This is a genomic window from Nocardia sp. NPDC058114 (assembly GCF_042884695.1).
GTDB lineage: Bacteria > Actinomycetota > Actinomycetes > Mycobacteriales > Mycobacteriaceae > Nocardia.
In genome coordinates, this window is sequence record NZ_JBHVTK010000004.1 from 60,885 (window position 1) to 85,582 (window position 24,698).

The window sequence follows — 24,698 nt, forward strand, 5'->3', positions numbered from 1 at the left end:
ATGCTGGGCAAATGCCCGTTATCTCGACGTCCGCTGTCCGCCGAACCGCGTTGGGAGCCGCCGGGGCCGCCGTCGCAGGCATCGGCTACGCCACGCTGATCGAACGGAACGCGTTCGTCCTGCGCGAAGCCACGATGCCGGTGCTCGCGCCCGGTTCGCCGACGTTGCGCATTCTGCACGTCAGTGACCTGCACATGATGCCGGGCCAGCAGCTCAAACAGCAGTGGCTGCGCGAACTCGACCGCCTCGAACCCGACCTGGTCGTGAATACCGGCGACAATCTTTCCCATCCCAAGGCCGTGCCCGCGGTGGTGCAATCCCTCGGTGCGCTACTGGCCCGACCCGGCTTGTTCGTGTTCGGTTCGAATGACTATTTCGCGCCGGTGCCGAAGAATCCGCTGAAGTATTTCAAGAAAGATCACCGTCGCGTCTACGGCGATCCGCTGCCGTGGAAGGACCTGCGCGCGGCATTCACCGAGCGCGGCTGGCTCGACCTGACCCACACCCGGCGCGACCTCGAGGTGGCGGGCATCCGCATCGCCAGTGCCGGCGTCGACGACCCGCACCTGCAGCGCGACCGCTACGACACCGTCGCGGGCGCACCGAACCAGCTGGCCCAGCTCAGCATCGGTGTCACGCATTCGCCCGAGCCGCGCGTGCTCGACCGCTTCGCCGAAGACGGCTACGACCTGGTGCTGGCCGGTCACACCCACGGTGGGCAGCTGGTCGTCCCCGGTTACGGCGCACTGGTCACCAACTGCGGTATCGACAAGTCCCGGGTGAAGGGTGCCTCGCAGTGGGGCGAGCACACCCAGCTGCACGTCTCGGCCGGCATCGGCACCTCACCGTGGGCGCCCTACCGCTTCTGCTGCCGTCCCGAGGCCACGCTGCTCACCTTGGTCGGCGCCCAGCCCAAGCGGCCGTCCGCCGACACCGGCTTCGGCATTTCGACCTCGGAGGCCGTCGCCCGCTAGGGTCTGGCTCCGAACGACATTGTCATTGAGGTGTCATCAGGAGACGACCGTGAGCAGTGGATCCGACGACAGGCGCGACGACCCGACCGTATTCGGCGGGCCCGGCGCACCGAACCAGCCCGACCAGCAGTGGCAGCGGCCCGGTTCGCCGGATCCGGCTGCGGAACAGCCGAATCCGGGCGCACCAGATCCCACCGCGGTGTGGACGCCGGGCAGCACCGGTCTCCCTCCGACCCTGCGCTGGGACGGCTCCGGGCCACCACCCGGGCTTCCCGAACCCACGCAGTGGGCGCCGGCGGGTCCGCAGGATTGGCAGGATTCCGGTAATCCCGCTGCGGGACAGCAGGTTCCGCAGCCAGGACAGGCTGACCCCACCCAGCTGCGTCAGCCGGCACCCTGGCCCGGGGCGAATCCGCCTGTGGGCCAGCCGGGTTCGAACCAGCCTTGGCAGCCCGGCGTGAACGCTCCTGCCGGACAACCTGGCCAGCCGTGGCACCCCGAGGCCCCGCAGCCGGGCGGACCGGTAGCTCCCGGCGCCAATTTTCCTGGCGGACACCCTGGTTCGAATCAGCAGTGGCAACCGGGCATGAATCCGCCTGCCGGACAACAGCCTCCGGGCCAGTGGGGCGCGCCGGTGCCTCCCGGTCAGCAGTGGGGCGGTCCCTCGGCCGGTGCGCAGCACCAGTGGGGCGCCCCGGCGAATCCGCCCGGTCAGCAGCAGTGGGGCACGCCGGCCGGGCAGGCAGACCCGACCAGAGTCGGCGCACCGGGCTGGCAGCAGGCACCGCAGCAATACGGCGAAATCCCCCCGCTGGATCACCAGGGCATCCAGCCGTACGGCCAGCCGCTCCCGCCCAACCAGAAATCCGGGAACAAGGCCGCGATCTGGGCCGCGGCAGGTGTGGCGGCGCTACTTCTGGTCGGCGGCACGATCACCGCGGTCGCGCTCACCCGCGGCGACGACGCACCGACGACCACCGCGGGCGGCGCTCCTTCGATGGTCAGCGCCCTGTCCACCACCCCGGCACCGGCCTCGTCGAGCAAGCCCAAACCCAGCACCACCACCCCCTCCCCCTCGGGCGCCGCATCGAATCGCAAACCCCTGATCGAGGGCTACCAGGTAGTCGCCTCCCCGGACCGTGGCGCCGCCTACGACGTCCCGGCAGGCTGGAAGGTCGCCACCGAAACCACCATCGGCGGCGTCGGCGAACCCCCGGGCGACTCGGTGATCGGCAAGGGCTACGCCTCCGACGGCCGCGACTACTGCCCGAACTCCACCCGCACCATGTCGCTGCTCACCGGCTCCAAGAACGCCGACAACGCGGCGGCGGGCGCCGAACTCGGCACCAAAGCCGCACCCCTCGCCTACCAGGGCTCGAAAGGCACCCCCGGCCCCGCCCAGCCACTGAAGTCGATCGACGGCAAAACCGAGGGCATGTTCACCGAGACCACCGGCACCGTCCCCGCCCCCAAACCCGGCTGCGCCGGCACCTACTCCGTCTACACCTACGCCTTCAAGGGCGCCAAGGACGGCAGCTTCGTCATGGTCATGATCGCCGACACCGGCGTTCCCGGCGCCATCGACGCCGCCGAGGCCAAGCGCATCTTCAGCTCCATCAGATCCCTCGACTAACCCCCATCTGACCAGCCAATTTAACGTTTCACGACCCCACGTTGTAAGCTACTTCAGGTTCGCCTCACGGGGTGTGGCGCAGCTTGGTAGCGCGCTTCGTTCGGGACGAAGAGGTCGCAGGTTCAAATCCTGTCACCCCGACGTGTTGGTTGAGACACAGAAGAGCCCCTGACCAGTTCACTGGTCAGGGGCTCTTCGCTTGTCTGTGGGGGTTTGCGGTCGAGGGGGTTCGGCCAGCAGATGGTGAGGGCCGTGAGGGAGATCAGGCTGAGGATGAGGGCCAGGATGGTGGGGCACATGGGGGTCGCCCTTCCGGGGTGAGCGGAGTGGGAGCGCGGCGGTGGGCTCGTGTCGAGTGTGGGCGCCTCCATGGCGAACGGGGTTGCCTGCGTGTTCGGGGTTGGTTGAGAAGTTCTCCCCACGCGAGGTTGCCCGTGGTGAGGGTGTCGGTGTGAGCAAGGGATAACCTGCCGCTTACTTTCTGTCACTTGATAGAAATTCGCGGTCGATAGCGTATACACCCATGTCGACAAGGGTGGATGCACCGGCCGAGGGCTCGGGAAGGCCGTTGCGCGACGTCGTGTACTCGACGTTGCGGGGGGAGTTGATGAACGGGGACATCCGGTTCGGGGAGCGGCTCACCGAACCCAAACTGTCGACCAGGTTCGGAATCTCCCGCACGCCGGTTCGGGAAGCGCTCACCATGCTCTGCTCGGACGGGCTGTTGCAGCGCGAGGAGTTCGGGTTCAGTCCGGTGCAGCCGAGTGTGGCGCGGATTCGCGATCTCTACGAGCTGCGGCTGACCCTGGAACTGGGTGGCATGACGCGGGTACGAGCGGATCCGCGGATCACCCACGACACCGCGCTGCTCCACGCCGAGCGGCAGAAGTGGCTGGCGCTACAGGCCGACCCGCCCGCCCAGGAGCCGGGTTTCGTCGTCGTCGACGAGGAATTCCACGTCGCCCTGCTGACCGCGGCGGGCAATGCCGAGATGGTGCGCGCCCTGGTGGCGGTGAACTCCCGGATCCGGCATGTCCGCATGTACGACTTCATGATCAACAACCGCATCGAGACCACGATCAGCGAGCACCTCGGCATTCTCGACGCCGTCCTCGCCGGTGATCTCACACTGGCCCAGCAGCTCTTGCACACCCACATCGGCGATTCGCTGGATGTGGTGCTCGAGCGGATCTCGCGTGCTGTCGCCGCCATGTCGCTGAGTGAATAGAGGAGCGTTTATGTCTGCCACCCCGACCGCACGGGTCGCCGCCGCCTACGCACGAATCGCCGAGGTGGATCGGCCCGAGGTCTGGATCACGCTGCGCTCCCAGGAGGTGCTGACGACCGAAGCCGTCGACCTGGAACGCCGTGTCGCCGCGGGCGAGCAGCTGCCGCTGGCGGGCCTGCTCCTCGCGGTGAAAGACAACGTCGACGTGGCCGGCTTGCCCACCACCGCCGCCTGTCCTGAATTCGCGTATGAGGCAACGGAAAGCGCGTCGTCGGTGCAGCGGCTGGTCGCGGCGGGCGCACTGGTGCTCGGCAAGACCAACCTCGACCAGTTCGCCACCGGGCTCGTCGGCACGCGCAGCCCCTACGGCGCCGTCCGCAACGCTCTTCATCCCGAATTGATCTCCGGCGGTTCGAGTTCCGGTTCCGCGGCGGCGGTCGCGCTCGGCATCGCCGACCTCGCCATCGGCACCGACACGGCGGGTTCGGGACGCGTACCCGCCGCACTGCACGGTATCGTCGGCATCAAGGCCACGCTCGGCGTGATCCCCACCCACGGCGTCGTCCCCGCCTGCGCCGACTATGACGCGGTCACCATTTTCGCCGCCGACCTGGACCTGGCGGTCACCGCCGTGAAGACGATGGCGGGCAAGGACTCTCGCGACCCACGCAGCCGCGAATGGCCCGCCGACGTCCGCCTCGCGGCATCCGCCGAGCCCGAGATCGCCATCCCCCGGCCCGAAGACCTCGAACCGCTGAGCCCGGCCTACCGAACGGCGTTCACGGAAACTGTCGCGGCCCTGCGTGATCACGGCCTGCGCCTCACCGAAATCGATATCTCGCCACTTCTCGACGCGGCCCGACTGCTCTACGACGGCGCGATAGTCGCCGAGCGGTACGCGGCGGTCGGCGAGTTCGTCGACAAGGGCGCACCGGGTCTCGACCGCACTGTCGCCGGAATAATCAGTGCCGCAAGAGCACTCGACGCGCACGCGTTCGCGCAGGACCTGGACGCCCTGGCCCGAGCCCGCACCACCGCGACAACGCTGCTCACCGGCTTCGACGGCCTCCTACTCCCCACCACCACCGAACACCCGTCGATCGCCGAAGTGAAAGCCGACCCGCTCGCGATCAACCGCCGTCTGGGCACCTACACGAACTTCTGCAACCTCCTCGACCTCGCCGCTATCGCGATCCCCGGCAAGCCCACCACCGATAACCTGCCGTTCGGCGTCACGATCGCAGTCCCCGCGTTCGCCGACCAATCTGCGGTCGACCTCGCCGCGCGCATCCTCGGCACCCCGGCGCCGCTGCTCGTGGAATCCGGTGTGCCCCTTGCCGTGTTCGGCGCCCACCTGCGCGGCCAACCGCTGCACTGGCAACTCGAACAACTCGGCGCCCGCTTCGCCGGCGAGATCGCCACCTCCGACGCCTATCGCCTGACCGCCCTCGACACCACCCCGGCCAAACCCGGACTGGTCCGCCACGGTGAGGGACACGGCGCACCGATCCTCGGCGAACTGTTCCTCGTCTCCCCCGCGGGCCTCGGCCGATTCCTCGCCGAACTACCGCCGCCGATGGCCCTGACCAGTATCGATCTCTCCGACGGGCGCGCGGTGGTCGGCTTCGCGTGCAGCTACGACGCCGCCGTCGCCGCCACCGACATCACGCGGTACGGGAGCTGGGTGGCGTATCTACGGGATCGGTGACGTCGATGCCGAGCTCGGCGAGCAGGCCCGTCACGCGATGGCCGATGTCGTCGCGGATGGGCCGCACCTGCTCGGTCTCGAGGCCGGCCGGATCATCGATGATCCACTCCACGTAGCGCACCCCGGGTACCAGCGGACAGGTATCACCGCAGCCCATCGTGACGATCACATCGGCGGCACGGATGATCTCATCGGTCCACGGTTTCGGGTACTCGCGTGAGATGTCGATGTCGACCTCCGCCATCACCGCCACCGCGGCCGGATTGAGCTGCCCACTGGGCACCGACCCGCCCGACCAGGCCACCGCTCGGCCCAGCGCCAGCTCTTCGAAGAATCCGAGCGCCATCTGCGACCGGCCCGCGTTGTGGGTACACAGGAACAGCACCGTCGGACGCGGCCGGGCCACCTTGCCCTCGATCTTGGCCAGCGCCTGCAACCGTTGGCGCCCGAACCGCTCGGCCAGCAGCGGTAAGTACAGGGTCACCGTCGCCCGAGCAGCGAAATTCTCGTAGGAGGAATGCAGGAAACGATGGATCGTCTCCAGCTCGAACATCGTCGCGAATTCTTCGCGCAGCCGCGCCTCGGCACGGTCGAGCGCGTCGGAGTGCTCCGCAATTTCGACCACCCCCCAACACTTACCCGAATCCGGGCCATACGCAAACGCCCGGGCCGATCACCCCTCGATCGACCGGCCCGGCACGCGTACTCACCGACACAACGTGGAACATCTTCGGCCCAGCCCGTCGGTGTGGTTACCGTCGGCAGTGCGTCTTCAGCGTCTGGAAGAGCCACCTTCTGGTCTGCACCGCCGGGTCCGACCGATCACCCCTCGAGACCGATCGGACCCGGTTGTTCCGGTGTCTGAAGCAACAATGCGGTGTCGGTCTCTAGAGCTTCTTAAGAACAACTTGTCGGCGAAGTCGGGTTTTCGGCGATGATAGAAGTACCGACGCAAGGAGATCGACCATGGAAACCGCGATCGTCTGGTTGCTGGCAAGCCTTCTGTACTGGTTCAGCAACTTCTGATCCCCTGACACCGTCCACGAGAGAGCCCGGAATCAGGCCCTTCGCCCACCCATGAGACGAGGCAGGTACGCGTATCGCCGTACCTGCCTCGTGCCGTTGTGCGGATCACATCGAGCCGCCGGAATAGTTCACCGGCAGCAGCGGTTGGACTCACTGTCGACGTCCGAACAGCCCCGGGCCTCACCCCATTTGTCGCTACGAGCGACCACCCGCCGAGAGGCGCTTGTGGGGCGTCGGCACCCTGACGGGCCGTCCTCGAGGCGGCCCATCGACTCGAACGCCGCCAGGTCACCCTCATCGACCTGGCGGCGTTTGCCGTATCCGGGTCGCGGGCCACGCGCGTGTGCTCGAGGATGGGTGCATGACTTCGGATGGGCAGTTGCGGCGGGGGCTGGGGCTGGGTGATTCAGTAGTGGTGGGGTTGGGGGCGATGGTGGGGGCCGGGGTGTTCGCGGCGTTGGGCCCTGCGGCGGGGGTGAGTGGGTCCTGGTTGCTGGTGGCCTTGGGGGTGGCCGCGGTTATCGCCTATTGCAATGCGATGTCGTCGGCGCGGTTGGCTGCGTTGTATCCGGTGTCCGGGGGGACGTATGTGTACGGGCGGGAACGGCTGGGGGCGTTCTGGGGGTATCTGGCGGGGTGGGGGTTCGTGGTCGGCAAGACGGCGTCGTGCGCGGCGATGGCGTTGACGGTGGGGAGTTACGCGTGGCCTGAGCAGGCGCACGCGGTGGCGGTGGGGGCCGTGGTGGTGGTGACGGGGATCAACTATGTGGGGGTGCAGAAGTCCGCGCTGGCTTCGCGGGTGATCGTGGGCGTGGTGCTGGCGGTGCTGGCGGCGGTTGTCGTGGTGGGAGTCGGTGGGAGTCATTCGGGGGCATCGGTTCTCGACCAGGAGATCGGGCCGTACGGGGTGTTGCAGGCGGCGGGGTTGTTGTTCTTCGCGTTCGCCGGGTACGCGCGGATCGCCACGCTCGGCGAGGAGGTGCGTGCGCCGGAGCGGACCATTCCGCGGGCGATCATGCTGGCGCTGGCAGTGGCATTGGCGGTGTACGCGCTGGTGGCGGTGGCCGCGTTGCTGACGTTGGGGTCGGGTGGGCTGGCGGCCGCGCGTGATCCGCTCGCGCAGGTGGTCGAGGCGGCGGGGGCGGGATGGCTGGCGCCGGTGGTTCGGGTGGGTGCGGTGCTGGCGGCGGCGGGTTCGCTGATGGCGTTGGTCCTGGGGGTCTCGCGGACCGCACTGGCGATGGCGCGCGACGGGCATCTGCCGCGGGCGCTGGCGATGATCCATCCGAAATACGCGGTGCCGCATCGGGCCGAGCTCGCGGTGGGTGTGGTGGTCGCGGTGCTCGCGGCGACGGTGGATCTGCGCGCGGCGATCGGGTTCTCCTCGTTCGCCGTGCTCGCCTATTACCTTGTCGCCAACCTGTCCGCGGCCACACTGACCGCCGCCGAGGGCAGGCCGCAGCGCTGGGTTCCGGTGCTCGGAGCGGCGGGTTGCGTGGTGGTCGGGTTCGCGTTGCCGATCGAGTCGGTGCTGGCCGGGCTCACGGTCCTCGCGGCCGGCGCGGGGGTCTACGGGATTCGCAGTGTTGCGGGGAAGTGAACATGCCTGTGATTAGGGGATTCAGCGGCCACGCTATACGGGTTACGGTGCGCGGCACGGGCTACTCTCGCCCGCATGCGGCACATCACGGGCGTTTTCGCGGGAACGATCGCTGCGGTGCTGGCCTCGGCGTGCCTATTCGCCGTTCCGGCGCACGCCGCGCCGAGTACGACCTGCGAGGTGACCTCGGGTCGCGACCTGGAGCGCGCCGAGCCCGAACAGGTGGGGCTGGATTCGGCGAAAATCGAAGCGGCACTGCAGTTCGCGGCCACCCGCAACCGGCTCAATGTCCAGATCTTCCGGCACAACTGCCTCGTCGGTGAGGGCCTGCGCAACGACGAGACCGGCAATACGCCGTGGAACGTCTGGAGCGTCACCAAGTCGGTGGTGTCGATGCTGGCCGGAATCGCTTCCGACGAAGGCAGAATCGATATCGCCGCCCCCATCGACCGCTACCTGCCGCCCGGACTCGGCGACGCGGCGCACCGGTCGATCACCGTCGAGAACCTGCTCACCGAGACCTCCGGCATGCAGGTGGGAGTGCTGTCCGAGGGCATCACCGCGGTGATCCCCATCGACCCGCACTCGGCGGTGCAGGCGCTGTCGGTGCAGCTGACCAATCCGCCCGGCACCACGTTCAGCTATAGCCAGCGCAATGTCGATCTGCTGTCCTACGTGATCGAGCTGGCCGTCGGCGAACCGCTACAGCAGTTCGCGCAGCGGGAATTGTTCGACCCGCTCGGCATCCCGCGCAGCGACTATTACTGGGCAAGTGACCGATCCGGCCATACCTACGGCTACGCCCATCTCCTGCTGCCGCCCAACGACCTGGCCAAGATCGGCCTGCTCGTCTCGAACGACGGCCGCTGGGGCGCCGACCGGGTGATCTCCTCGGACTATCTGCGCAAAGCCCGCACACCGTCGGCGGCGAACAGCTGCTACGGCTACCTGTTCTGGCTGGGCGCCGATTGCAGCGAATCCCCCGACTTCCTGCCCCCCGACACGTTTTTCATGTCCGGACTCGGCCTGCAGAACGTCTTCTTCCTGCCGAGCCTGGACATGACGGTGATGTGGACAGGCCCGTTCGGCAACCAGACCGCCTACGGCCCGAGCGGCATCCTCGCCCACGCCGAAGAACTGCCCCACGAGTTCTTCCGCCGTCTGTTCGCCGCCGTCACCGACGCCGCGGTGCCGATCGCCGAACCGTACGTGGAGCCCCCGCTGGAATTCGACGCGGGCAAACTCATCGACGCCAACATCCTGCTGGCCGTATTCGGCATCGGCCCCGGCGCCTACCCCGGCTGCACCGTCTTCGATTGCCTCAACCAGCCCCTGGCCGCACCCTTCGCCAGCATCCCACCGGGCTGCGCCATCCTGGCCTGCGTAGGCCACGACCCACGCACCCCGGGAATCCGCTAGCCGTTCACAGCCGCGGCGAGTCGGCCCGAGTCCAGGTAGTCGCGAAACAGCACCACTTCCCCCTCCCGAACCCGGATCACCGTGATGGCGGAGCGCACTCGGATCCGCTGCGCCCCGGGCTTGGTCACCTCGACCTCGGTCTCGACCACCACGGTCTCCGGATCGTCGGTGGCGTAGATACGAGGATGAACCGCGTGGATCCGGACCGATGACGTGGCGGCCCAAGCCTCGTCCAGGGCGGCGCGGATCGCCGCCCTGCCCTCGATCCGAGCTGGTGCGCCCGGCGGCGTGAACGGCAGCTCGAAAACGCCGTCGGCGGCGAACGACTCGGTGAACGCGGCCGCGTCGCGGGCGGGGAGAACGGCCATGAGCCGTTCGGCGACCTGGACCGGAGTGGGGATCATCGGCGGCCTTTCGATGAAACGGAACGATGGACCCGCTTATCATCCGGAACGCTCGCCCCGCTTGTCAACGGCCGCCGATACAATCACAGCCGTGACCGACGAACCACGCCCGCTGCGCGCCGATGCCCGCCGCAACCGCGAACGGGTGCTGGCCGCGGCCCAGGAAGCCTTTGCCGCCGAAGGGATTTCGGTTCCCCTCGACGACATCGCCCGGCGCGCCGGCGTCGGCGCGGGCACCGTCTACCGGCATTTTCCGACCAAGGAAGCGCTGTTCACCGCCGCGATCATCGACCGAGTCGAACGTGCCGCCGCCTACGCGCGCGCACTCGGTACCGCCGACGACGCGGGCAGCGCCTTCTTCGAATTCCTGGCCTTCCTCGGAAGCGAGAACGGCGTGAAACGCGAGCTGGCCGACGCGGTCGGCTCGGAGCGGCTGGCCGCGCTAGGGCCTACCGCCGACCTGAGTACGGCGATCGGCATCCTGCTGGTGCGGGCGCAAAAGGCGGGCGCGATCCGACCGGACCTGGAGGTCGACGACCTGATGCTCATCCTGAAAGCGGGGTTCGCCGCCACCCGCGACGCCGACGATCGCCGGCGCCGTCTCACCTTCTCGGTCATTCTCGACGGGTTGCGCCGGGTCGAGCCCTGACAACGACAAAGGCCGGGCACACCCGAAGGTGGCCCGGCCGTCGACGGGTGATCAGCGGTTCTCGAGCAGAACTTCCGCGATTTGAATCGTGTTCAGCGCGGCGCCCTTTCGGAGGTTGTCGCCCGAGATGAAGAGCGCGAGACCGCGACCGCTCGGCACGCCCGGATCCTGGCGGATGCGGCCGACGAGGGAGTCGTCCTGGCCTGCGGCGGCCAGCGGGGTCGGCACGTCGACCAGACGTACGCCCGATGCCTTGGCCAGCAGGTCCTTGGCCTGCTGCACCGAAATCGGTTCGGCGAATTCGGCATTGATCGACAACGAGTGCCCGGTGAAGACCGGGACCCGCACGCAGGTGCCGCTCACCAGCAGATCGGGCAGGCCCAGGATCTTGCGGCTCTCGTTGCGCAGCTTCTGGTCTTCGTCGGTCTCGAAGGAACCGTCGTCGACCAGCGCGCCGGCCAGCGGGATCACGTTGAAGGCGATCGGCGCGACGTAGTTGTTCGGCGCGGGGAACTCGGCGTCCGAACCGTCGTGCACCAGCTTCTCCGCGTCGGCGGACACCGCGCGGATCTGCGAGGCGAGTTCCTCGACACCGGACAGACCGGAGCCGGATACAGCCTGGTAGCTGGACACGATCAGGCGCTGCAAACCGGCCACATCGTGCAGCGGCTTGAGCACCGGCATCGCAGCCATGGTGGTGCAGTTCGGGTTCGCGATGATGCCCTTGGGCAGGTTGCGGGTGGCCTCGGGGTTGACCTCCGACACCACCAGCGGCACATCGGGGTCCTTGCGCCATGCCGAGGAATTATCGATCACGGTGACGCCCGCCGCGGCGAAGCGCGGGGCCTGCACACGCGACATGGTGGCACCGGCCGAGAACAGCGCGATGTCGAGGCCCGACGGATCGGCCGTCTCGGTGTCCTCGACGACGATCTCGCCACCGCGCCAGGGCAGCGTCTTGCCCGCCGAACGCGAGGAGGCGAAGAACCGCACCTCGTCGGCCGGGAAGTTGCGCTCTTCGAGCAGCTTGCGCATGACGGCGCCGACCTGACCGGTCGCACCGACAACACCTACACGTACACCCATTGCTTAACGCCCCGTTCCGCCGTGGACGACAGCGGCTTCGTCGCCGCCGAGATCGAATGCCTTGTGCAACACCTGCACCGCTTCATCCAGTTCCGTATCACGCACGAGCACCGAGATCCGGATCTCCGAGGTGGAGATCAGGTCGATGTTGACGCCCGCGTTGGCCAGCGCCTCACAGAAGGTGGCGGTGACGCCCGGGTGCGACTTCATCCCCGCGCCGACCAGGGAGACCTTGCCGATGTGATCGTCGGAGAGGATCTCGGCGAAGCCGATCTCGTCCTGACGCTCGGTGAGCTTCTGCACCGCGCGGACCAGGTCGGTCTTGGGGCAGGTGAAGGTGATGTCGGTCTTGCCCGTGTCGACCTTGGAGATGTTCTGCAGCACCATGTCGATGTTGATCTCGGCGTCGGCCACCGCGCGGAACACCTTGGCCGCGTAGCCCGGCTCGTCGGGCAGGGCGACGACGGTCACCTTGGCCTCGCTGCGGTCGTGTGCGACGCCGGTCAGGATTGCCTGCTCCACGGGAATGTCCTCCATCGATCCGAAAACAGTGGTGCCGATCTTGTCGGTGTAGGACGACCGAACATGAACGGGAACGTTGTAGCGGCGCGCGTACTCCACGCAGCGCAGCATGAGCACCTTCGACCCGCAGGCCGCCATCTCGAGCATCTCCTCGTAGGAGATCTTGTCGAGCTTCTGGGCGTCGGGGACGATGCGCGGGTCGGCGGAGAAGATGCCGTCGACGTCGGTGTAGATCTCGCAGACATCGGCTTTCAGCGCCGCGGCCAGCGCGACGGCGGTGGTGTCGGAGCCGCCGCGGCCCAGCGTGGTGACGTCCTTGCTGTCCTGGCTCACGCCCTGGAAGCCGGCCACCAGCACGATCTGCCCCTCGGCCAGCGCCTCTTGCAGGCGGCCCGGGGTCACGTCGATGATCTTGGCGTTGCCGTGCGCGCCGGTGGTGATCACGCCGGCCTGCGAGCCGGTGAACGAGCGAGCTTCGGCGCCGAGCGTGTGAATAGCCATGGCCACCAAGGCATTCGAGATGCGCTCGCCCGAGGTGAGCAGCATATCCATCTCGCGAGCAGGCGGCGCCGGGGCCACCTGCTCCGCGAGATCGAGCAACTCATCGGTCGTGTCGCCCATCGCCGAGCACACGACAACTACATCGTGCCCCTGCTTCTTGGTCTCCACGATCCGTTCAGCGACGCGCCGGATCCGCTCGGCGGTAGCCACCGAGGATCCTCCGTACTTCTGAACTACGAGAGCCACAGCAGGTCCTTCACGATCGAGTGTCAGGTTGGTATCAGCGACCAAGAGTACCGGGCGCGGGCCACCGGTTTTGCTGCTACCTGCCCTGCCTGTGGAAAACGACACAGGCTTGTCACCTGTGGATAACCACGGAATTCACGCGCGATCGAACCAGGTGACCTGCGTGCCGTTGTCGAATTCCTTGCGCTGTACCGGAACGAACTGTGTCGGTTTGAAGACGCCGGTGAAGACCGGGACACCCTCGCCCGCGACGATCGGATAGCTCTTGATGATCATCGCGTCGATCTCGTCGAGCAGCTGCCCGGCCAGCTTCCCGCCGCCACACAGCCAGATGTCGCCGCCCTCGCGCTGCTTGAGCTCGCGCACCAGCTCGAGGGGATCACCGGAGACGATCTCGACTCCGGGATGGTCGGCCTGGTCGAGTGTGGACGAGATGACGTACTGCTTCAGGTGCGAGAACGGGCTCTCGACGTGCTCATCCGGCAGCACGTAGGTGCCGCGCCCCATCAGCACGGTGTCCCAGTTCTTGGCAGGCAGGTCGGGGTCCATGCCGAAGTGCGCGCGCAGGTGGGTCGGGATGGCGTCGGGAAACTCCGTCATCATCCACTCCACATAGTTCTGCGGTGTCGGATAGAAGTCGACCTCGCCGCCGGAGCCCGCGATGTAGCCGTCCAGGGAGACGCCGATGTAGTAGACAAGCTTTCGCATGGTTACCGCCTCAGATGTAGTACTCTGTTTGAAGTGGTTTCAACGTAGTACTACGGATGGAGTGGTGTCAAGTGCGAACTAATCCCGAACGTCGGCAAGCCCTGCTCGACGCGGCCATCGAGGTCCTCGCCGACGAGGGCGCCCGCGGCCTCACCTTCCGCGCGGTGGACAAACAGGCGGCCGTCCCCGCGGGCACCGCGTCGAACTACTTCGCCAATCGCGACGAACTGCTCACCCAGGCCGGTGTCCGCTTCTACGAGGTGGTGCAGCCGAGCGAGGAGACGATGGCCCTGGTCAGCGATGGCCCGAAGGACATCGACAACATCACCACGCTGATGAAAGAGGTGGTCGGGCGCATCGAATCGCATCGCAAGGCCTATCTCGCGCTGCTCGAACTACGACTCGAGGCAACCCGGCGGCCCGAACTGCGCACGGTGCTCACCGAACGCGTCCGGGCCGACATCGATTTCAACGTCCGCAACCATCTGGCGTCCGGTCTACCCGGTGACGCGGAGTCGGTACTACTGCTCTATCTGGCGCTCAATTGGCTCATCGTCGAACACCTCACACTGCCCGGAATCTTCACCGAGGAGCAGAGCATGGCACTGATCGAAACGGCCGTCGAGCGTGTGATAAGCAGCTGACCCGGTCATTTGTCCAGACCATAGACGTGTTGACGATCACTGGTACCACTGTGCACAATCGGGCGCGAAAGCTGCGGGGGTTCGGAGGATAGACACAGATGCGCTCGAAGATCGACATCCGATTCACCGTTGACGCCGAGATCGACCAAGTGATGGACGCACTACTGGCCGTTGACCTGATGTCGGAGTGGTCGACCTCGCTCAGTGATGTCCGGGTCGGGCCGCGCGATGCCGACGGCAGGCCGCGCCGAGTTTTCGCCACCGCCCACTTCATGGGTAACTCCGACGCCCAGGTGCTCGAATACTCCTGGGAGCAGTACCGGTCCGAGTGGCGGGTGGTCGACAGCAGCCGCGGTTCCAAGGGCGGCGGCTGGATCGAACTGGTCGACACCCCGGAGGGCACCGAGGTCGACTACCACGTAGAACTCTCCCTTCCGCTGCCCATTCCGGGCATCCTGTTCAACCGAAGCCTGCGCAAACTGCACGACGAGACGGTCGCGAACTTCATCGACTTCGCCGAGCGGTACCCAGAGGTCGGTGGCTTCGCGGCCGGCTAGTTCGCGCCGTCGCCGAACCCCCGCGTCGTCGATCTTCAGTCCGCGAATCGCGACCCGGGGTGCGAATATTGACCCCATGATCGGAAATCGACGGGTCCGGTTCCAGCCCGTCACCGAAGAGAACTCGGTGACCCAGCTCGAGCTGTTCTTCGACCTGGTGATCGTCTTCGCGTTCACCATGGTCACCGCACTGGCCGCCGACGACACCACCGCGGCGAACATGCTGCGTGCGACGCTGGTACTGGCCCTGATGTGGTGGCTGTGGATCGCGTATTCGTGGCTGGGCAATGTGGTGCGTGCCGACGAGGGCATCACGCGGGTCGCGATGTTCGTCGCGATGGGCGGTGCGTTCCTGGCCGCGCTCACCATTCCCGAGGCCTTCAGCGATCTGGCCGGTGGCTGGTTCGGTCCGCTGGTGTTCGCGGTGGCCTATCTGGTCGTGCGACTGGTGCACGTGGTGGTGTTCTGGACGATCAGCGCCGGGGATGCCCAGCTGCGCAGGCAGTTGCTGCGCTGGGCGGTCGGCTCGGTCACCGTCGGAACGACACTGCTGGTCGTCGCCGCGATGAGGACAGGTCTCACCCAGATCCTGCTGTGGCTCGCCGCGATCGTCGGGGACATGGTCTGGACCTGGGCGGCGGGCACCGACTGGCGCCTCAACTCGGCCAAGCACTACTCCGAACGCTACGGGCTCATCATCATCGTGGCGCTGGGCGAATCCATCGTCTCGATCGGCATCGGAGTGGCCGGACTGCCCATTTCGTGGCCGATCACGCTCGGTTCGATGCTCGGCTTGGCCATATCCGGCCTGCTGTGGTGGCTGTACTTCGATGTCGCCGCGATCTCGATCGAGCACGCGTTCGCCCATGCCAAGGACGCGCGACAGATCAAGATCGCCCAGAACACCTACATGTACGGGCATTTCCCGATGATCGTCGGCATCATCGGGCTCTCGCTCGGCTTGAAGAAGGTGCTGTACTACGTCGGCGATTCCTCGCATCACACGCTCACCGATCCGCTGTACGGCATCCCGCTCGGTGCGCTCTACGGTGGCCCCGCGCTGTTCCTGCTCGGCATCACGTTCGCGAAATACTATGCGACCAAGTCATTGTCGACCGAACGCCTGGTGGTAGCCGCGTTGCTGTTCGCGCTCATCCCGTTCGCCGCGCACCTGCCCGCGCTCGCCTCGCTCACCCTGCTGTGCGCGCTGCTGTCCGTGCTGGTGATCTTCGAGACCCTGCGCTTCGCCCAGCCGCGCGACCAGATCAGGCACGCTTGACCTGACCGAGGTGGTGGCGCACGCCGTGCTCGGCGGGCGTCGCCCCTCGGTGTGAGGGCGGGACCCGCACCCCGGCACGCACCGCGTCGTTGATCTGGTCGAGGTTCTCCCGCAGCATGTCCGCGACCAGTTCGTCGGTGCGCGGGTCGTCGAGCAGCTGGCGCAGCATCCGGTAGACCGTGTCGGCGACGAGCCGGATGATGTCGTCGTGGAACGGGACGTAGCGCAGTTTGCCGGTCTGCGGATCGTTCTTGATCAGGTCCATGATCAGCTGGTCGACCTCGGCGTGGTTCTCCTCCAGCGCGGCGGCGATGTTCTGGGTGTAGTGGCCCGCGCGCAGGACCTTGGAGACCTCGTCGAGGATCGCGATCGTCATCGGACGCTTGATCACGTCGACGATCGTGCCGACGAACCGGTTGACGATCGTCGCGGTGACCCGCTCCCCCAGCGCCCGGTCGGCTACCCGGCCCAGCCGGATCAAGATCACCACGATGCGCAGCAGCCGGAAACTGCGGAACAGCGGGCTGGTCACCGGGATCATGCCGAGCACTTCGTACCAGTAGATGAACGGGAACGACCACGGCCACCCCGCCCGCCGCCAGCGCCAGATGAACTCGACGAGGAAGATCGCGCAGATCGACGTGTCGACGATGACGATCGCGTGGTACGTCGGGCCGCTGACCTCGAAGAAGGTGATCCACACGACCAGCACCACCGAGATGATCGCGAGGATCAGCATGAGGATGTCGGTACGCAAGGTCGGCGTTTTCGAGCGCACGTCCGGCAGGGCCTCGACCCGTTCGATCCCCGGTGAAGCCACTGTTGCTCCTGAATATCTGGCGGTCGGCGCCGCGTAGGTCGGCCTTGACATCGCTGCCCACGCTAATTGGTCGACCGACGCCGCGAGGGGAGTTGCCGACGCCGGTCGGTGGCGTGTTCAGCCGCGCAGGACGGCCTCGATGTTGCGTTCCGCCAGTGCGGTGATGGTCAGGGACGGGTTGACCGTCGCGGTGCTGCCGGGAATCGCGGCACCGTCCATCACATAGAGGCCGGAGTGTCCGTGGACGCGGCCGAAGGCGTCGGTGGCTTTGCCGAGGACCGCGCCGCCGAGCGGGTGCGCGGTGAACTGGGCGTTGGCGTCGTAGCCGAGCGCGCCGTACTCGGCGACCGCGCCCGCGCGCTCGGCGATCCGGTGGTCGACCACGCGAGCCGCCGCGGCGACCGCGTGCTGCGTGGCCGCCGACCAGTTCAGGCCGACGCCGCCAGACGCCGTGTGATAGCCGAAACGGGCACGGGTCGGGTCGAGGACCATGCCGAGCGAGGCCAGCGCGCCGGTCTCGAACGGGATACCGGGGATGTACCAGTTCTCCAGGGTGAGGGGCACGTTGGATTCGTCGTGGATCCGGCTGGCGCTCGGCACACCTTGGCCCTGGCCCGCGATAGCGCTCGCGCCGCGGGCCAGCACCACGTCACCGTTGGTGCCGAAGCCGTCGCCGATGTGCTCGTTCAGGTTGGGCAGCGTGCCGGTGGCCTGGGCGCGGACCAGCAGCTCCGAAGTACCGATGGAGCCCGCGCCGAGGAACAGCTTGTCGCACGTCAGGTTGCGGGTGCTCAGCACCTGACCGGTCGGAGCCAGTTTCGATACGGCCACCACGAACCGGCCGCTCGCCTCCTGGGCGATGGCGTCGACGCGGTGGCCGGGGAACACCTGGGACTTGCCGGTCTCGCGGGCGTAGCGCAGGTAGTTCTGGTTGAGGTCGAACTTGGCGCCGTTGGAGTTGCCGAGGTTCGAGCGGGCCGTGGTGGCGGAGGCACGGGAGGTGCCCGCGAGCTCGCTGCGCAGCACGTCCCAGGTGAAGATCGAGTCGTTGGGCAGCGGCTGGTATCCGGCCGCGCGCACCTGGTCGTCCCAGGCGCGCGAGTGCGCGAACGGCGAGGAGTTGTAGATGTCGGCCGGCATCGTGTCGAGCCGCAGCATCTGGCGCACCCGCGGGTAGTAGACGCTTTCCAGCTCGCCGTAATCGACGACGCCACCGAAGACCTGGTCGAACAGTGTGCGTTGCGGAGCCACCATCGCTCCGCTGAAGATCACCGAACCGCCACCGACCGCGGCGGCGCGCCACACGTCGAGCCCGGAATATTCGGTCACATCCAGCACCCCGCCGAACGCGCTGAAACTCATCGGCACCTTGGTGACGCCGGTGAAGCTGGTGCGATGCCAGAACCCGCGGCCGTCGGGCAGATCGTCGCCGGTGAAGATCTCACGCCACGGGTCGTTGGGCCAGTGTGAACCGCGCTCGAGCACGGTGTTGGCGATCCCGGCCTCGGCCAGGCGCAGCGCCGTCACGGCGGCGCCGAAGCCGGATCCGATGACGATGGCCTGCGTGTGGGCGGGTGCGTCCGGAATCGGCGCGAAGATCTCCGGCACCCAGGACTGGAACATCGCCTCGCGCGGATCCGCCGAAGCGGGCACGCTCGCCAGCGTCGTTCCCACAGCACCGGCAACAGCCGCCAGTCCCGCCGCCTTGAAAAAGGCACGTCTGTGCACCAGGCCACCTCCCTCATCACGCATGGCCGACGCGAAGAATACCTTGCAAACCGGACAATCGCCCGGTCGTACGGGTATTTGTCACATGTCATGGCGACGCGTGGTGCGGGGTGGGACCTCAGCTGGTGAGCAGGCGGATCACCGCGATCGTGCCGACAACCACGATCACCCCTCTGAGCGCATTCGGCGGTAACTTCCGCCCGACCTTCGCGCCGAGCTGCCCGCCGATGATCGAGCCGACCGCGATCAACGCGACCACCTGCCAGTCCACCTCCGCGATCGCGATGAAGATCACCGCCGACACCCCGTTGACGATCAGCGCGAGCACGTTCTTCACGCCGTTGAGCCGCTGGATGTCCTCGTGCACGAACACCCCGAGCAGACCGATCAGCAGCACACCCTGGGCGGCCCCGAAGTAGCCGCCGTAGATGCCGGTGGCGAAGACCGCGACCAGCAGAATCGGGCCGCCGTGTTCCGGCGCCGCCGACGCACCGTTCGCCCTGCGCTGCTTCACCCACGCGGCCAGTCGCGGCTGCACGACGACCAGGATCAGCGCCACGATGATGAGGACGGGGACGATCGCCTTGAACGCCTCCGCGGGCATCGTCAGCAGCAGGATCGCGCCGGTGATGCCGCCCAGCAGCGACGCGGTGCCCAGCTGCAGCAGTCGGGACCGCTGTCCCTCCAGTTCCCGCCGATAGCCGATCACCCCGCTCACCGAGCCGGGGACGAGACCGATCGTGTTCGACACATTCGCTGTCACCGGCGGCAACCCGAACGCGAGCAGCGTGGGAAAGGTGATCAGCGTGCCCGATCCGACGATCGTATTGATGCCACCCGCCGCGATGCCCGCGGCGAAGATGGCCACCTGTTGTAACCAAGTCATGCGAATTCCTTTGGTACGTCTCGTCGGACGCGAAGGTCCGTACAAGCGTGCGTTATGGGGGAAACCGTACTGGTCAACCGGTGAGCGAAAGCCAGCGGACTCGGTTCACCTAATTGGCCCGGGTCGCTTACGAGCAAGGGTGGGCACGCGGTAAGCTCGGAGGATCATGCTGCAGCGGGCTCTTCTTCTCGGCCGCCGCGACGGGTCCTGATACGGACCGGCTCCCGTCGCGGGGTTCCAACGCGCCGGTCGACCCGCTCCCATTCACGGGAATCCATCACACCCACGGAGAAACTTGCATGTCCTCGGCTGACGCATTCGTATCCGCTTCGCGCACCATTTCGGCCCCCGGCAAACCCGCACCGGCCGACCAGCCCGCCTGGAACACCCAGAAGAACTCCTCGATGCCGTCGTTCCGGTATCGCCCCTTCGCCGAAGAGGTCGAGCCGATCACGGTGCCCGACCGCACCTGGCCGGACAAGATCATCGATCGCGCCCCCGCGTGGTGCGCCGTCGACCTGCGCGACGGCAACCAGGCCCTGATCGACCCGATGAGCCCGGCCCGCAAGCGCCGCATGTTCGACCTGCTGGTGCGGATGGGCTACAAGGAGATCGAGGTCGGTTTCCCGGCCGCGAGCCAGACCGACTTCGATTTCGTCCGCGAGATCATCGAAGACGGCGCGGTCCCCGCCGACGTCACCATCCAGGTCCTCACCCAGTGCCGCCCCGAGCTGATCGAGCGCACCTTCCAGGCCTGCGCGGGCGCACCGAACGTGATCGTGCACTTCTACAACTCCACCTCGATCCTGCAGCGTCGCGTGGTCTTCCGCGCCGAGCGCGACGCGGTGAAGAAGATCGCCACCGACGCGGCGTCGCTGTGCCTGGAGATCGAGAAGCGCTACCCCGACACCGAGTGGCGCTACGAGTACAGCCCGGAGTCCTACACCGGCACCGAGCTCGACTACGCCCGCGAGGTCTGCGACGCGGTCTCCGAGATCATCGCGCCGACCCCGGCCAAGCCGCTGATCATCAACCTGCCCGCGACCGTCGAGATGGCCACGCCGAACGTGTACGCCGACTCGATCGAGTGGATGCACCGCAACCTGGCCCGCCGCGACTCGATCGTGCTGTCGCTGCACCCGCACAACGACCGTGGCACCGCCGTCGCGGCCGCCGAGCTGGGTTACCAGGCCGGCGCCGACCGCATCGAGGGCTGCCTGTTCGGCAACGGTGAGCGCACCGGCAACGTCTGCCTGGTCACCCTGGGCATGAACATGTTCTCGCGCGGCATCGACCCGCAGATCAACTTCTCCGATATCGACGAGGTCCGTCGCACGGTGGAGTACTGCAACCAGCTGGCCGTCGCCGAGCGTCACCCCTACGGCGGCGATCTGGTCTACACCGCCTTCTCCGGCAGCCACCAGGACGCGATCAACAAGGGCCTGGACGCGATGAAGGCCGCCGCCGACGCCCAGGGCGCCGATGTGGCCGACATCGTCTGGGAGGTCCCGTACCTGCCGATCGACCCGAAGGATGTCGGCCGCACCTACGAGGCCGTCATCCGGGTGAACTCGCAGTCGGGCAAGGGCGGCGTGGCCTACATCATGAAGACCGATCACGGTCTGGTGCTGCCGCGTCGCCTGCAGATCGAGTTCTCGCAGGCGATCCAGGCGATCACCGACGGTGAGGGCGGCGAGGTGACGCCCAAGGAGATGTGGGACGTCTTCGCCACCGAGTACCTGAACCCGATCCTGCCGCTCGAGCGGATCAAGCAGAAGGTCACCGCGGCCGAGACCGACGGCGGCGTCGACTCGATCGTGGCCACCGTGAAGGTCGACGGCGTCGAGCAGGAGATCAGCGGTTCCGGCAACGGCCCGCTGGCGGCGTTCGTCGACGCGATCGCGACCGTGGGCTTCGAGGTCCGCGTCCTGGACTACAGCGAGCACGCCATGTCCGCGGGCGACGACGCCCAGGCCGCGGCTTACGTCGAGGTAGCCATCGGCGACAAGGTCGTCTGGGGCGTCGGCATCGCCACCTCGATCACCACCGCCTCGCTGCGAGCCGTCGTCTCGGCCGTGAACCGCGCGGCGCAGTAGCTCGCTCTATGGCGGCCGGGACCTGAGGTCCCGGCCGCTTTTGCGCCTGTGGATAGATTCTCGGGCCTGTGGACAACTTCGGTTCGCCCGGTCGGCCTCGTTCCGGATATACCGGTTGAGCTGGGAGCATTCGAATTCGCTCTGGGGCATGGGAGTTACTGCCCCCGACGCGCGAAAATTGCCTCCGTGTTAGCGTTTTAGGGCATATTCAGCGCCGAGCTTTCCTGCTCGTTCAGCGAGCAAGTGGGGGAACTGTGACCAACAACGACCATAATCCGACCTCGCCGCCGTGGCTGCAGAGTCCGTCGGCTGACGTGTCCGAAGCTGCGTCCGGTCCCTCCGGTGTGCAGATTGCGACCGAGGACGACATCGAGCCCGCCGACACCGCTGCCGAGCCGACCGGTGACGCCGTCGAGCCGTCGACCGGTGACCAGCCCGTCGCCGAGCCCGGCGCGGCCGGCCTCGCCGACCAGACCGTGTACCAGCCCGCCGGTTTCGCGCCGCCGGGCCAGTTCGCGCAGGGCGCGCCGTACTCGGTGCCGGATCCGTACCAGAACAACGGCGGGCAGCCGCCGGTGAACGGCCCCGAGCAGCAGCCGTGGCCGGGTCAGCCGGGCGAGCAGCCGTGGCTTCCTGGTCAGCCGAGCGCCGAACAGCCTTACCCCGGTCCGCACGCGACGGGCGAGCAGCCGCAGCCCGGCGTGCCGCCGCAGTACCCCGGCGCGGAGGGTCAGCCGTACCCCAGTCCCGAACAGCAGCAGCAGTTCCCCGCCCAGGAGCAGGGCCCGCAGTCCGAGCCCATCTACAGCTGGGCGCCTCCGCCGCCGCCGATGTACCAGCAGCCGATGCAGGGTGGGATGCCGCCCGGTCAGCAGCCGGAACAGCCGGGGCAGTTTCCCGGCCAGCATCCCGATCAGGGACAGTTCCCCGGTCAGCACGGGCAGTTCCCCGGCCAGCTCGGCCAGCCTGGTCCCCCGCCGGGTCAGCAGTGGGGCGGCGGCCCGGCTCCCCAGCAGCAGCAGCCGTTCCAGCCGCAGCACATGCAGGCACCGGGCCAGCCCGGCCATTCGGTCAACGACCTGAACCTGCTCAAGCGCGCGCGGAAGTCGCCGCGCAGCGGGTGGCGCAAGGCTGTGCACAAGGTGTCCGGCGGTGTGATCAATCCGGGTGAGTCGGCGGCGGATGTCGTCTACCGCGATCTCGGCGAACGGGTCAACCAGCCCGTGCGCGGCGACTACCGGATCGCGATCCTCTCGCTCAAGGGCGGTGTCGGCAAGACCACCACCACGGTCGGTCTCGGCTCCACCTTCGCGTCCCAGCGTGGTGACCGCGTCATCGCCATCGATGCCAACCCCGACCTGGGCACGCTCGCCCACCGGGTACCGCGCCAGACCCGTTCGACGGTGCGCAATCTGCTCGAAGACCAGCAGATCACCCGCTACTCGGATGTCCGCGCACACACCTCGCAGGCCCCGAGCCGACTGGAAGTGCTTGCCTCCGAACAGGATCCGGCCGTGTCGGAGGCCTTCAGCGAGGCCGACTACCGCAAGGCCATCGGCATCCTGCAGTCGTTCTACAACATCATCCTCACCGACTGCGGCACCGGCCTGATGCACTCGGCGATGTCGGGCGTGCTGGACATGGCGAGCTCGCTGGTGCTGGTCACCTCCCCCGCGATCGACGGTGCGCGCAGCGCGTCGGCGACGCTGGACTGGCTCGATCACCACGGCTACTCCAAGCTGGTCGAACGCACCGTCGTCGTCGTGAACGCTTCTCGCCGTGGCGCTTCCACGGTCGACCTGGATCAGCTGCGCAAGCTGTTCCTCGACCGCACCCGCGCCGTGCAGATCGTCCCGTTCGACGATCACCTGGCCGAGGGCGCCGAGATCGACCTCGAACTGGTCAGCAAGCCGACCAGGCGGGCCCTGCTCGAACTGGCCGCGATGGTCGCCGACGACTTCAGCTACCACGGTCAGCAGCAGCAGCAGCCGTATCAGCCGGGCCAGCCCTACCCGGGTCAGCAGTACCAGCCGGGTCAGTTCTGAGGTAGCACCGTCAGCGCGCGATCACCTCGCGCGCCGCGGCCTCGAACGCGTCGAGCACCGTCGCGATGGCGGGGCTGCGGTGCGCCTGCGGGCGGGTGATGATCTCGTAGACCCTAGCCGCGCGGACTCCGGCCAGCGGTAGCACCGACAAGTCGGGGTGGGCTACGGCGTAGCGCGGCATCAGCGCGACGCCGTAGCCGGAGACCACGAGCGTTTCGATCACCCGGAACTCGTTGAGCCGCTGCGCGATCCGTGGCCGTACCCCGGTGACGGTGGCGATGGACTCGAGCACGTCGTCGACCGGGAACCCGCCGCGCACGCTCACCCAGGTCTCCTCGGCGAGTTCTTCCGGGCGCACCGACGAACGCCCGGCCAGCGGATGATCCGGTGCGACAACGACATCGATGGGCTCACGCATCAGCACCCGCGCCGACAATCTGGGCCCGGCCAGCGACGGCGCGCGTTCGTCGCGATGGGTGAGCACGATGTCGTAGTCGGCCAGCAGTTTCGACGCCTCACTCGGCGGGAGGTCCTCGTCGCCCGCGACCAGTTCGACCCCGCTGGTGGCCAGCGTGGCGAGCACGAGCGGCAACAGCAGTGCCGCACCGGACGGGAACAACGCCACCCGCACCTGACCCCGCGGTGAGCCCCGGTAGTGGGCCATCTCGGCGGTGGCCCGGTCCATCGCGGCGAGCACGTCGTCGGCCCGGAGCACCAGCGCCTGCCCCGCGTCGGTGAGCCGCACCCGGCGTCCGTCCGGTTCGAGCAGCGCGACCCCGGCCTCTCTGGCCAGCACCTTCAACTGCTGCGAGACCGCCGACGGGGTCATCGACAGCACCTCGGCGACGGCGGCGACCGTGCCGCGGTCGGCCAGCTCGCGCAGAATGCGCAGTCGCTCGATCGAGAACATGAAGTAAAACTACGTTATCTATCCACATT

21 protein-coding genes and 1 tRNA gene are annotated in these 24,698 nt (G+C 67.5%); 13 read left to right on the top strand and 9 right to left on the bottom strand.

Annotated features, from left to right (window positions below; all coding sequences use genetic code 11):
- The first annotated feature begins 11 nt into the window (after window positions 1-11).
- The 5 genes from ACFVVI_RS16435 to atzF all read left to right on the top strand — a co-directional run bounded on the left by ACFVVI_RS16435 (window position 12) and on the right by atzF (window position 5,543).
- Entirely contained in the window at window positions 12-974 is a 963-nt protein-coding gene (locus ACFVVI_RS16435) for a metallophosphoesterase (protein ID WP_101464816.1), read from the top strand.
- A 49-nt stretch (window positions 975-1,023) separates the two neighbouring features.
- Complete coding sequence (locus ACFVVI_RS16440; protein ID WP_387445918.1) at window positions 1,024-2,607, top strand: hypothetical protein; 1,584 nt, start codon at window positions 1,024-1,026, stop codon at window positions 2,605-2,607.
- Window positions 2,608-2,674: 67 nt separating this feature from the next.
- Window positions 2,675-2,748: transfer RNA gene (locus ACFVVI_RS16445), tRNA-Pro, on the top strand.
- A gap of 382 nt (window positions 2,749-3,130) precedes the next feature.
- Window positions 3,131-3,835, top strand: coding sequence for a GntR family transcriptional regulator (locus tag ACFVVI_RS16450; protein WP_387445919.1), 705 nt, complete (start codon window positions 3,131-3,133; stop codon window positions 3,833-3,835).
- 10 nt (window positions 3,836-3,845) lie between these two features.
- Complete coding sequence (gene atzF / locus ACFVVI_RS16455) at window positions 3,846-5,543, top strand: allophanate hydrolase (protein WP_387445920.1); 1,698 nt, start codon at window positions 3,846-3,848, stop codon at window positions 5,541-5,543.
- On the opposite strand, the gene ACFVVI_RS16460 is transcribed toward atzF, so the two are convergent.
- On the bottom strand, window positions 5,500-6,168 hold the full coding sequence (locus ACFVVI_RS16460; RefSeq protein WP_378994336.1) for an arsenate reductase ArsC: 669 nt from the start codon (window positions 6,166-6,168) through the stop codon (window positions 5,500-5,502). The two genes, atzF and ACFVVI_RS16460, sit on opposite strands and share 44 nt — an antisense overlap.
- A 762-nt stretch (window positions 6,169-6,930) precedes the next feature.
- Here ACFVVI_RS16460 and ACFVVI_RS16465 point away from each other — a divergent pair.
- Together ACFVVI_RS16465 and ACFVVI_RS16470 are read left to right on the top strand one after the other, a co-directional pair.
- Window positions 6,931-8,169, top strand: a complete 1,239-nt coding sequence (locus ACFVVI_RS16465) for an APC family permease (RefSeq protein ID WP_387445921.1) — start codon at window positions 6,931-6,933, stop codon at window positions 8,167-8,169.
- 75 nt (window positions 8,170-8,244) lie between these two features.
- Complete coding sequence (locus ACFVVI_RS16470; protein WP_378994341.1) at window positions 8,245-9,588, top strand: serine hydrolase domain-containing protein; 1,344 nt, start codon at window positions 8,245-8,247, stop codon at window positions 9,586-9,588.
- Here the strand turns inward: ACFVVI_RS16470 and ACFVVI_RS16475 are convergent.
- Window positions 9,585-9,992 (bottom strand): nuclear transport factor 2 family protein, encoded by a 408-nt coding sequence (locus tag ACFVVI_RS16475; protein WP_387445922.1) that lies wholly within the window; start codon window positions 9,990-9,992, stop codon window positions 9,585-9,587. The two genes, ACFVVI_RS16470 and ACFVVI_RS16475, sit on opposite strands and share 4 nt — an antisense overlap.
- 91 nt (window positions 9,993-10,083) lie before the next feature.
- On the opposite strand from ACFVVI_RS16475, the gene ACFVVI_RS16480 reads away from it, so the two are divergent.
- The gene (locus tag ACFVVI_RS16480) at window positions 10,084-10,641 is read left to right on the top strand and encodes a TetR/AcrR family transcriptional regulator (RefSeq protein WP_387445923.1); all 558 of its coding nucleotides are present in this window, start codon (window positions 10,084-10,086) and stop codon (window positions 10,639-10,641) included.
- A 51-nt stretch (window positions 10,642-10,692) separates the two neighbouring features.
- Here the strand turns inward: ACFVVI_RS16480 and ACFVVI_RS16485 are convergent, their stop codons facing one another.
- The 3 genes from ACFVVI_RS16485 to ACFVVI_RS16495 all read right to left on the bottom strand — a co-directional run bounded on the left by ACFVVI_RS16485 (window position 10,693) and on the right by ACFVVI_RS16495 (window position 13,704).
- Complete coding sequence (locus ACFVVI_RS16485; RefSeq protein ID WP_387445924.1) at window positions 10,693-11,727, bottom strand: aspartate-semialdehyde dehydrogenase; 1,035 nt, start codon at window positions 11,725-11,727, stop codon at window positions 10,693-10,695.
- Between the two features lie 3 nt (window positions 11,728-11,730).
- Window positions 11,731-12,996 carry an aspartate kinase gene (locus ACFVVI_RS16490; protein ID WP_378638675.1) on the bottom strand — a complete coding sequence of 422 codons (1,266 nt, stop codon included), beginning with the start codon at window positions 12,994-12,996 and terminating at the stop codon, window positions 11,731-11,733.
- Between the two features lie 135 nt (window positions 12,997-13,131).
- Complete coding sequence (locus ACFVVI_RS16495; RefSeq protein ID WP_387445925.1) at window positions 13,132-13,704, bottom strand: dihydrofolate reductase family protein; 573 nt, start codon at window positions 13,702-13,704, stop codon at window positions 13,132-13,134.
- 71 nt (window positions 13,705-13,775) lie between these two features.
- Between ACFVVI_RS16495 and ACFVVI_RS16500 the strand changes: the two genes are divergently transcribed.
- The 3 genes from ACFVVI_RS16500 to ACFVVI_RS16510 all read left to right on the top strand — a co-directional run bounded on the left by ACFVVI_RS16500 (window position 13,776) and on the right by ACFVVI_RS16510 (window position 16,184).
- Window positions 13,776-14,348 (top strand): TetR/AcrR family transcriptional regulator, encoded by a 573-nt coding sequence (locus ACFVVI_RS16500; protein ID WP_378994352.1) that lies wholly within the window; start codon window positions 13,776-13,778, stop codon window positions 14,346-14,348.
- 98 nt (window positions 14,349-14,446) lie between these two features.
- Entirely contained in the window at window positions 14,447-14,905 is a 459-nt protein-coding gene (locus tag ACFVVI_RS16505) for an SRPBCC family protein (protein ID WP_378994354.1), read from the top strand.
- 76 nt (window positions 14,906-14,981) lie between these two features.
- On the top strand, window positions 14,982-16,184 hold the full coding sequence (locus tag ACFVVI_RS16510; protein WP_387445926.1) for a low temperature requirement protein A: 1,203 nt from the start codon (window positions 14,982-14,984) through the stop codon (window positions 16,182-16,184).
- On the opposite strand, the gene ACFVVI_RS16515 is transcribed toward ACFVVI_RS16510, so the two are convergent.
- From ACFVVI_RS16515 to ACFVVI_RS16525, 3 genes are all read right to left on the bottom strand, one after another.
- The gene (locus ACFVVI_RS16515) at window positions 16,171-17,004 is read right to left on the bottom strand and encodes an ion transporter (protein ID WP_378994358.1); all 834 of its coding nucleotides are present in this window, start codon (window positions 17,002-17,004) and stop codon (window positions 16,171-16,173) included. The genes ACFVVI_RS16510 and ACFVVI_RS16515 overlap by 14 nt on opposite strands.
- A 117-nt stretch (window positions 17,005-17,121) precedes the next feature.
- Window positions 17,122-18,732, bottom strand: a complete 1,611-nt coding sequence (locus tag ACFVVI_RS16520) for a GMC oxidoreductase (RefSeq protein WP_387445927.1) — start codon at window positions 18,730-18,732, stop codon at window positions 17,122-17,124.
- 118 nt (window positions 18,733-18,850) lie between these two features.
- Complete coding sequence (locus ACFVVI_RS16525; RefSeq protein ID WP_378994362.1) at window positions 18,851-19,618, bottom strand: sulfite exporter TauE/SafE family protein; 768 nt, start codon at window positions 19,616-19,618, stop codon at window positions 18,851-18,853.
- A gap of 299 nt (window positions 19,619-19,917) precedes the next feature.
- Between ACFVVI_RS16525 and leuA the strand changes: the two genes are divergently transcribed.
- On the top strand, window positions 19,918-21,714 hold the full coding sequence (gene leuA / locus ACFVVI_RS16530) for a 2-isopropylmalate synthase (RefSeq protein ID WP_387445928.1): 1,797 nt from the start codon (window positions 19,918-19,920) through the stop codon (window positions 21,712-21,714).
- A 314-nt stretch (window positions 21,715-22,028) separates the two neighbouring features.
- On the top strand, window positions 22,029-23,759 hold the full coding sequence (locus tag ACFVVI_RS16535) for an AAA family ATPase (protein WP_387445929.1): 1,731 nt from the start codon (window positions 22,029-22,031) through the stop codon (window positions 23,757-23,759).
- A gap of 10 nt (window positions 23,760-23,769) precedes the next feature.
- On the opposite strand, the gene ACFVVI_RS16540 is transcribed toward ACFVVI_RS16535, so the two are convergent.
- The gene (locus tag ACFVVI_RS16540; RefSeq protein WP_387445930.1) at window positions 23,770-24,669 is read right to left on the bottom strand and encodes a LysR family transcriptional regulator; all 900 of its coding nucleotides are present in this window, start codon (window positions 24,667-24,669) and stop codon (window positions 23,770-23,772) included.
- Between the last annotated feature and the right edge of the window lie 29 nt (window positions 24,670-24,698).

Coding starts and splice junctions, on each gene's coding strand:
- ACFVVI_RS16435 (WP_101464816.1), top strand. CDS start 12: ATGCCCGTTATCTCGACGTCCGCTGTCCGCCGAACCGCGTTGGGAGCC.
- ACFVVI_RS16450 (WP_387445919.1), top strand. CDS start 3,131: ATGTCGACAAGGGTGGATGCACCGGCCGAGGGCTCGGGAAGGCCGTTG.
- atzF (WP_387445920.1), top strand. CDS start 3,846: ATGTCTGCCACCCCGACCGCACGGGTCGCCGCCGCCTACGCACGAATC.
- ACFVVI_RS16465 (WP_387445921.1), top strand. CDS start 6,931: ATGACTTCGGATGGGCAGTTGCGGCGGGGGCTGGGGCTGGGTGATTCA.
- ACFVVI_RS16470 (WP_378994341.1), top strand. CDS start 8,245: ATGCGGCACATCACGGGCGTTTTCGCGGGAACGATCGCTGCGGTGCTG.
- ACFVVI_RS16475 (WP_387445922.1), bottom strand. CDS start 9,992: ATGATCCCCACTCCGGTCCAGGTCGCCGAACGGCTCATGGCCGTTCTC.
- ACFVVI_RS16485 (WP_387445924.1), bottom strand. CDS start 11,727: ATGGGTGTACGTGTAGGTGTTGTCGGTGCGACCGGTCAGGTCGGCGCC.
- ACFVVI_RS16495 (WP_387445925.1), bottom strand. CDS start 13,704: ATGCGAAAGCTTGTCTACTACATCGGCGTCTCCCTGGACGGCTACATC.
- ACFVVI_RS16505 (WP_378994354.1), top strand. CDS start 14,447: ATGCGCTCGAAGATCGACATCCGATTCACCGTTGACGCCGAGATCGAC.
- ACFVVI_RS16510 (WP_387445926.1), top strand. CDS start 14,982: ATGATCGGAAATCGACGGGTCCGGTTCCAGCCCGTCACCGAAGAGAAC.
- ACFVVI_RS16525 (WP_378994362.1), bottom strand. CDS start 19,618: ATGACTTGGTTACAACAGGTGGCCATCTTCGCCGCGGGCATCGCGGCG.
- leuA (WP_387445928.1), top strand. CDS start 19,918: ATGTCCTCGGCTGACGCATTCGTATCCGCTTCGCGCACCATTTCGGCC.
- ACFVVI_RS16540 (WP_387445930.1), bottom strand. CDS start 24,669: ATGTTCTCGATCGAGCGACTGCGCATTCTGCGCGAGCTGGCCGACCGC.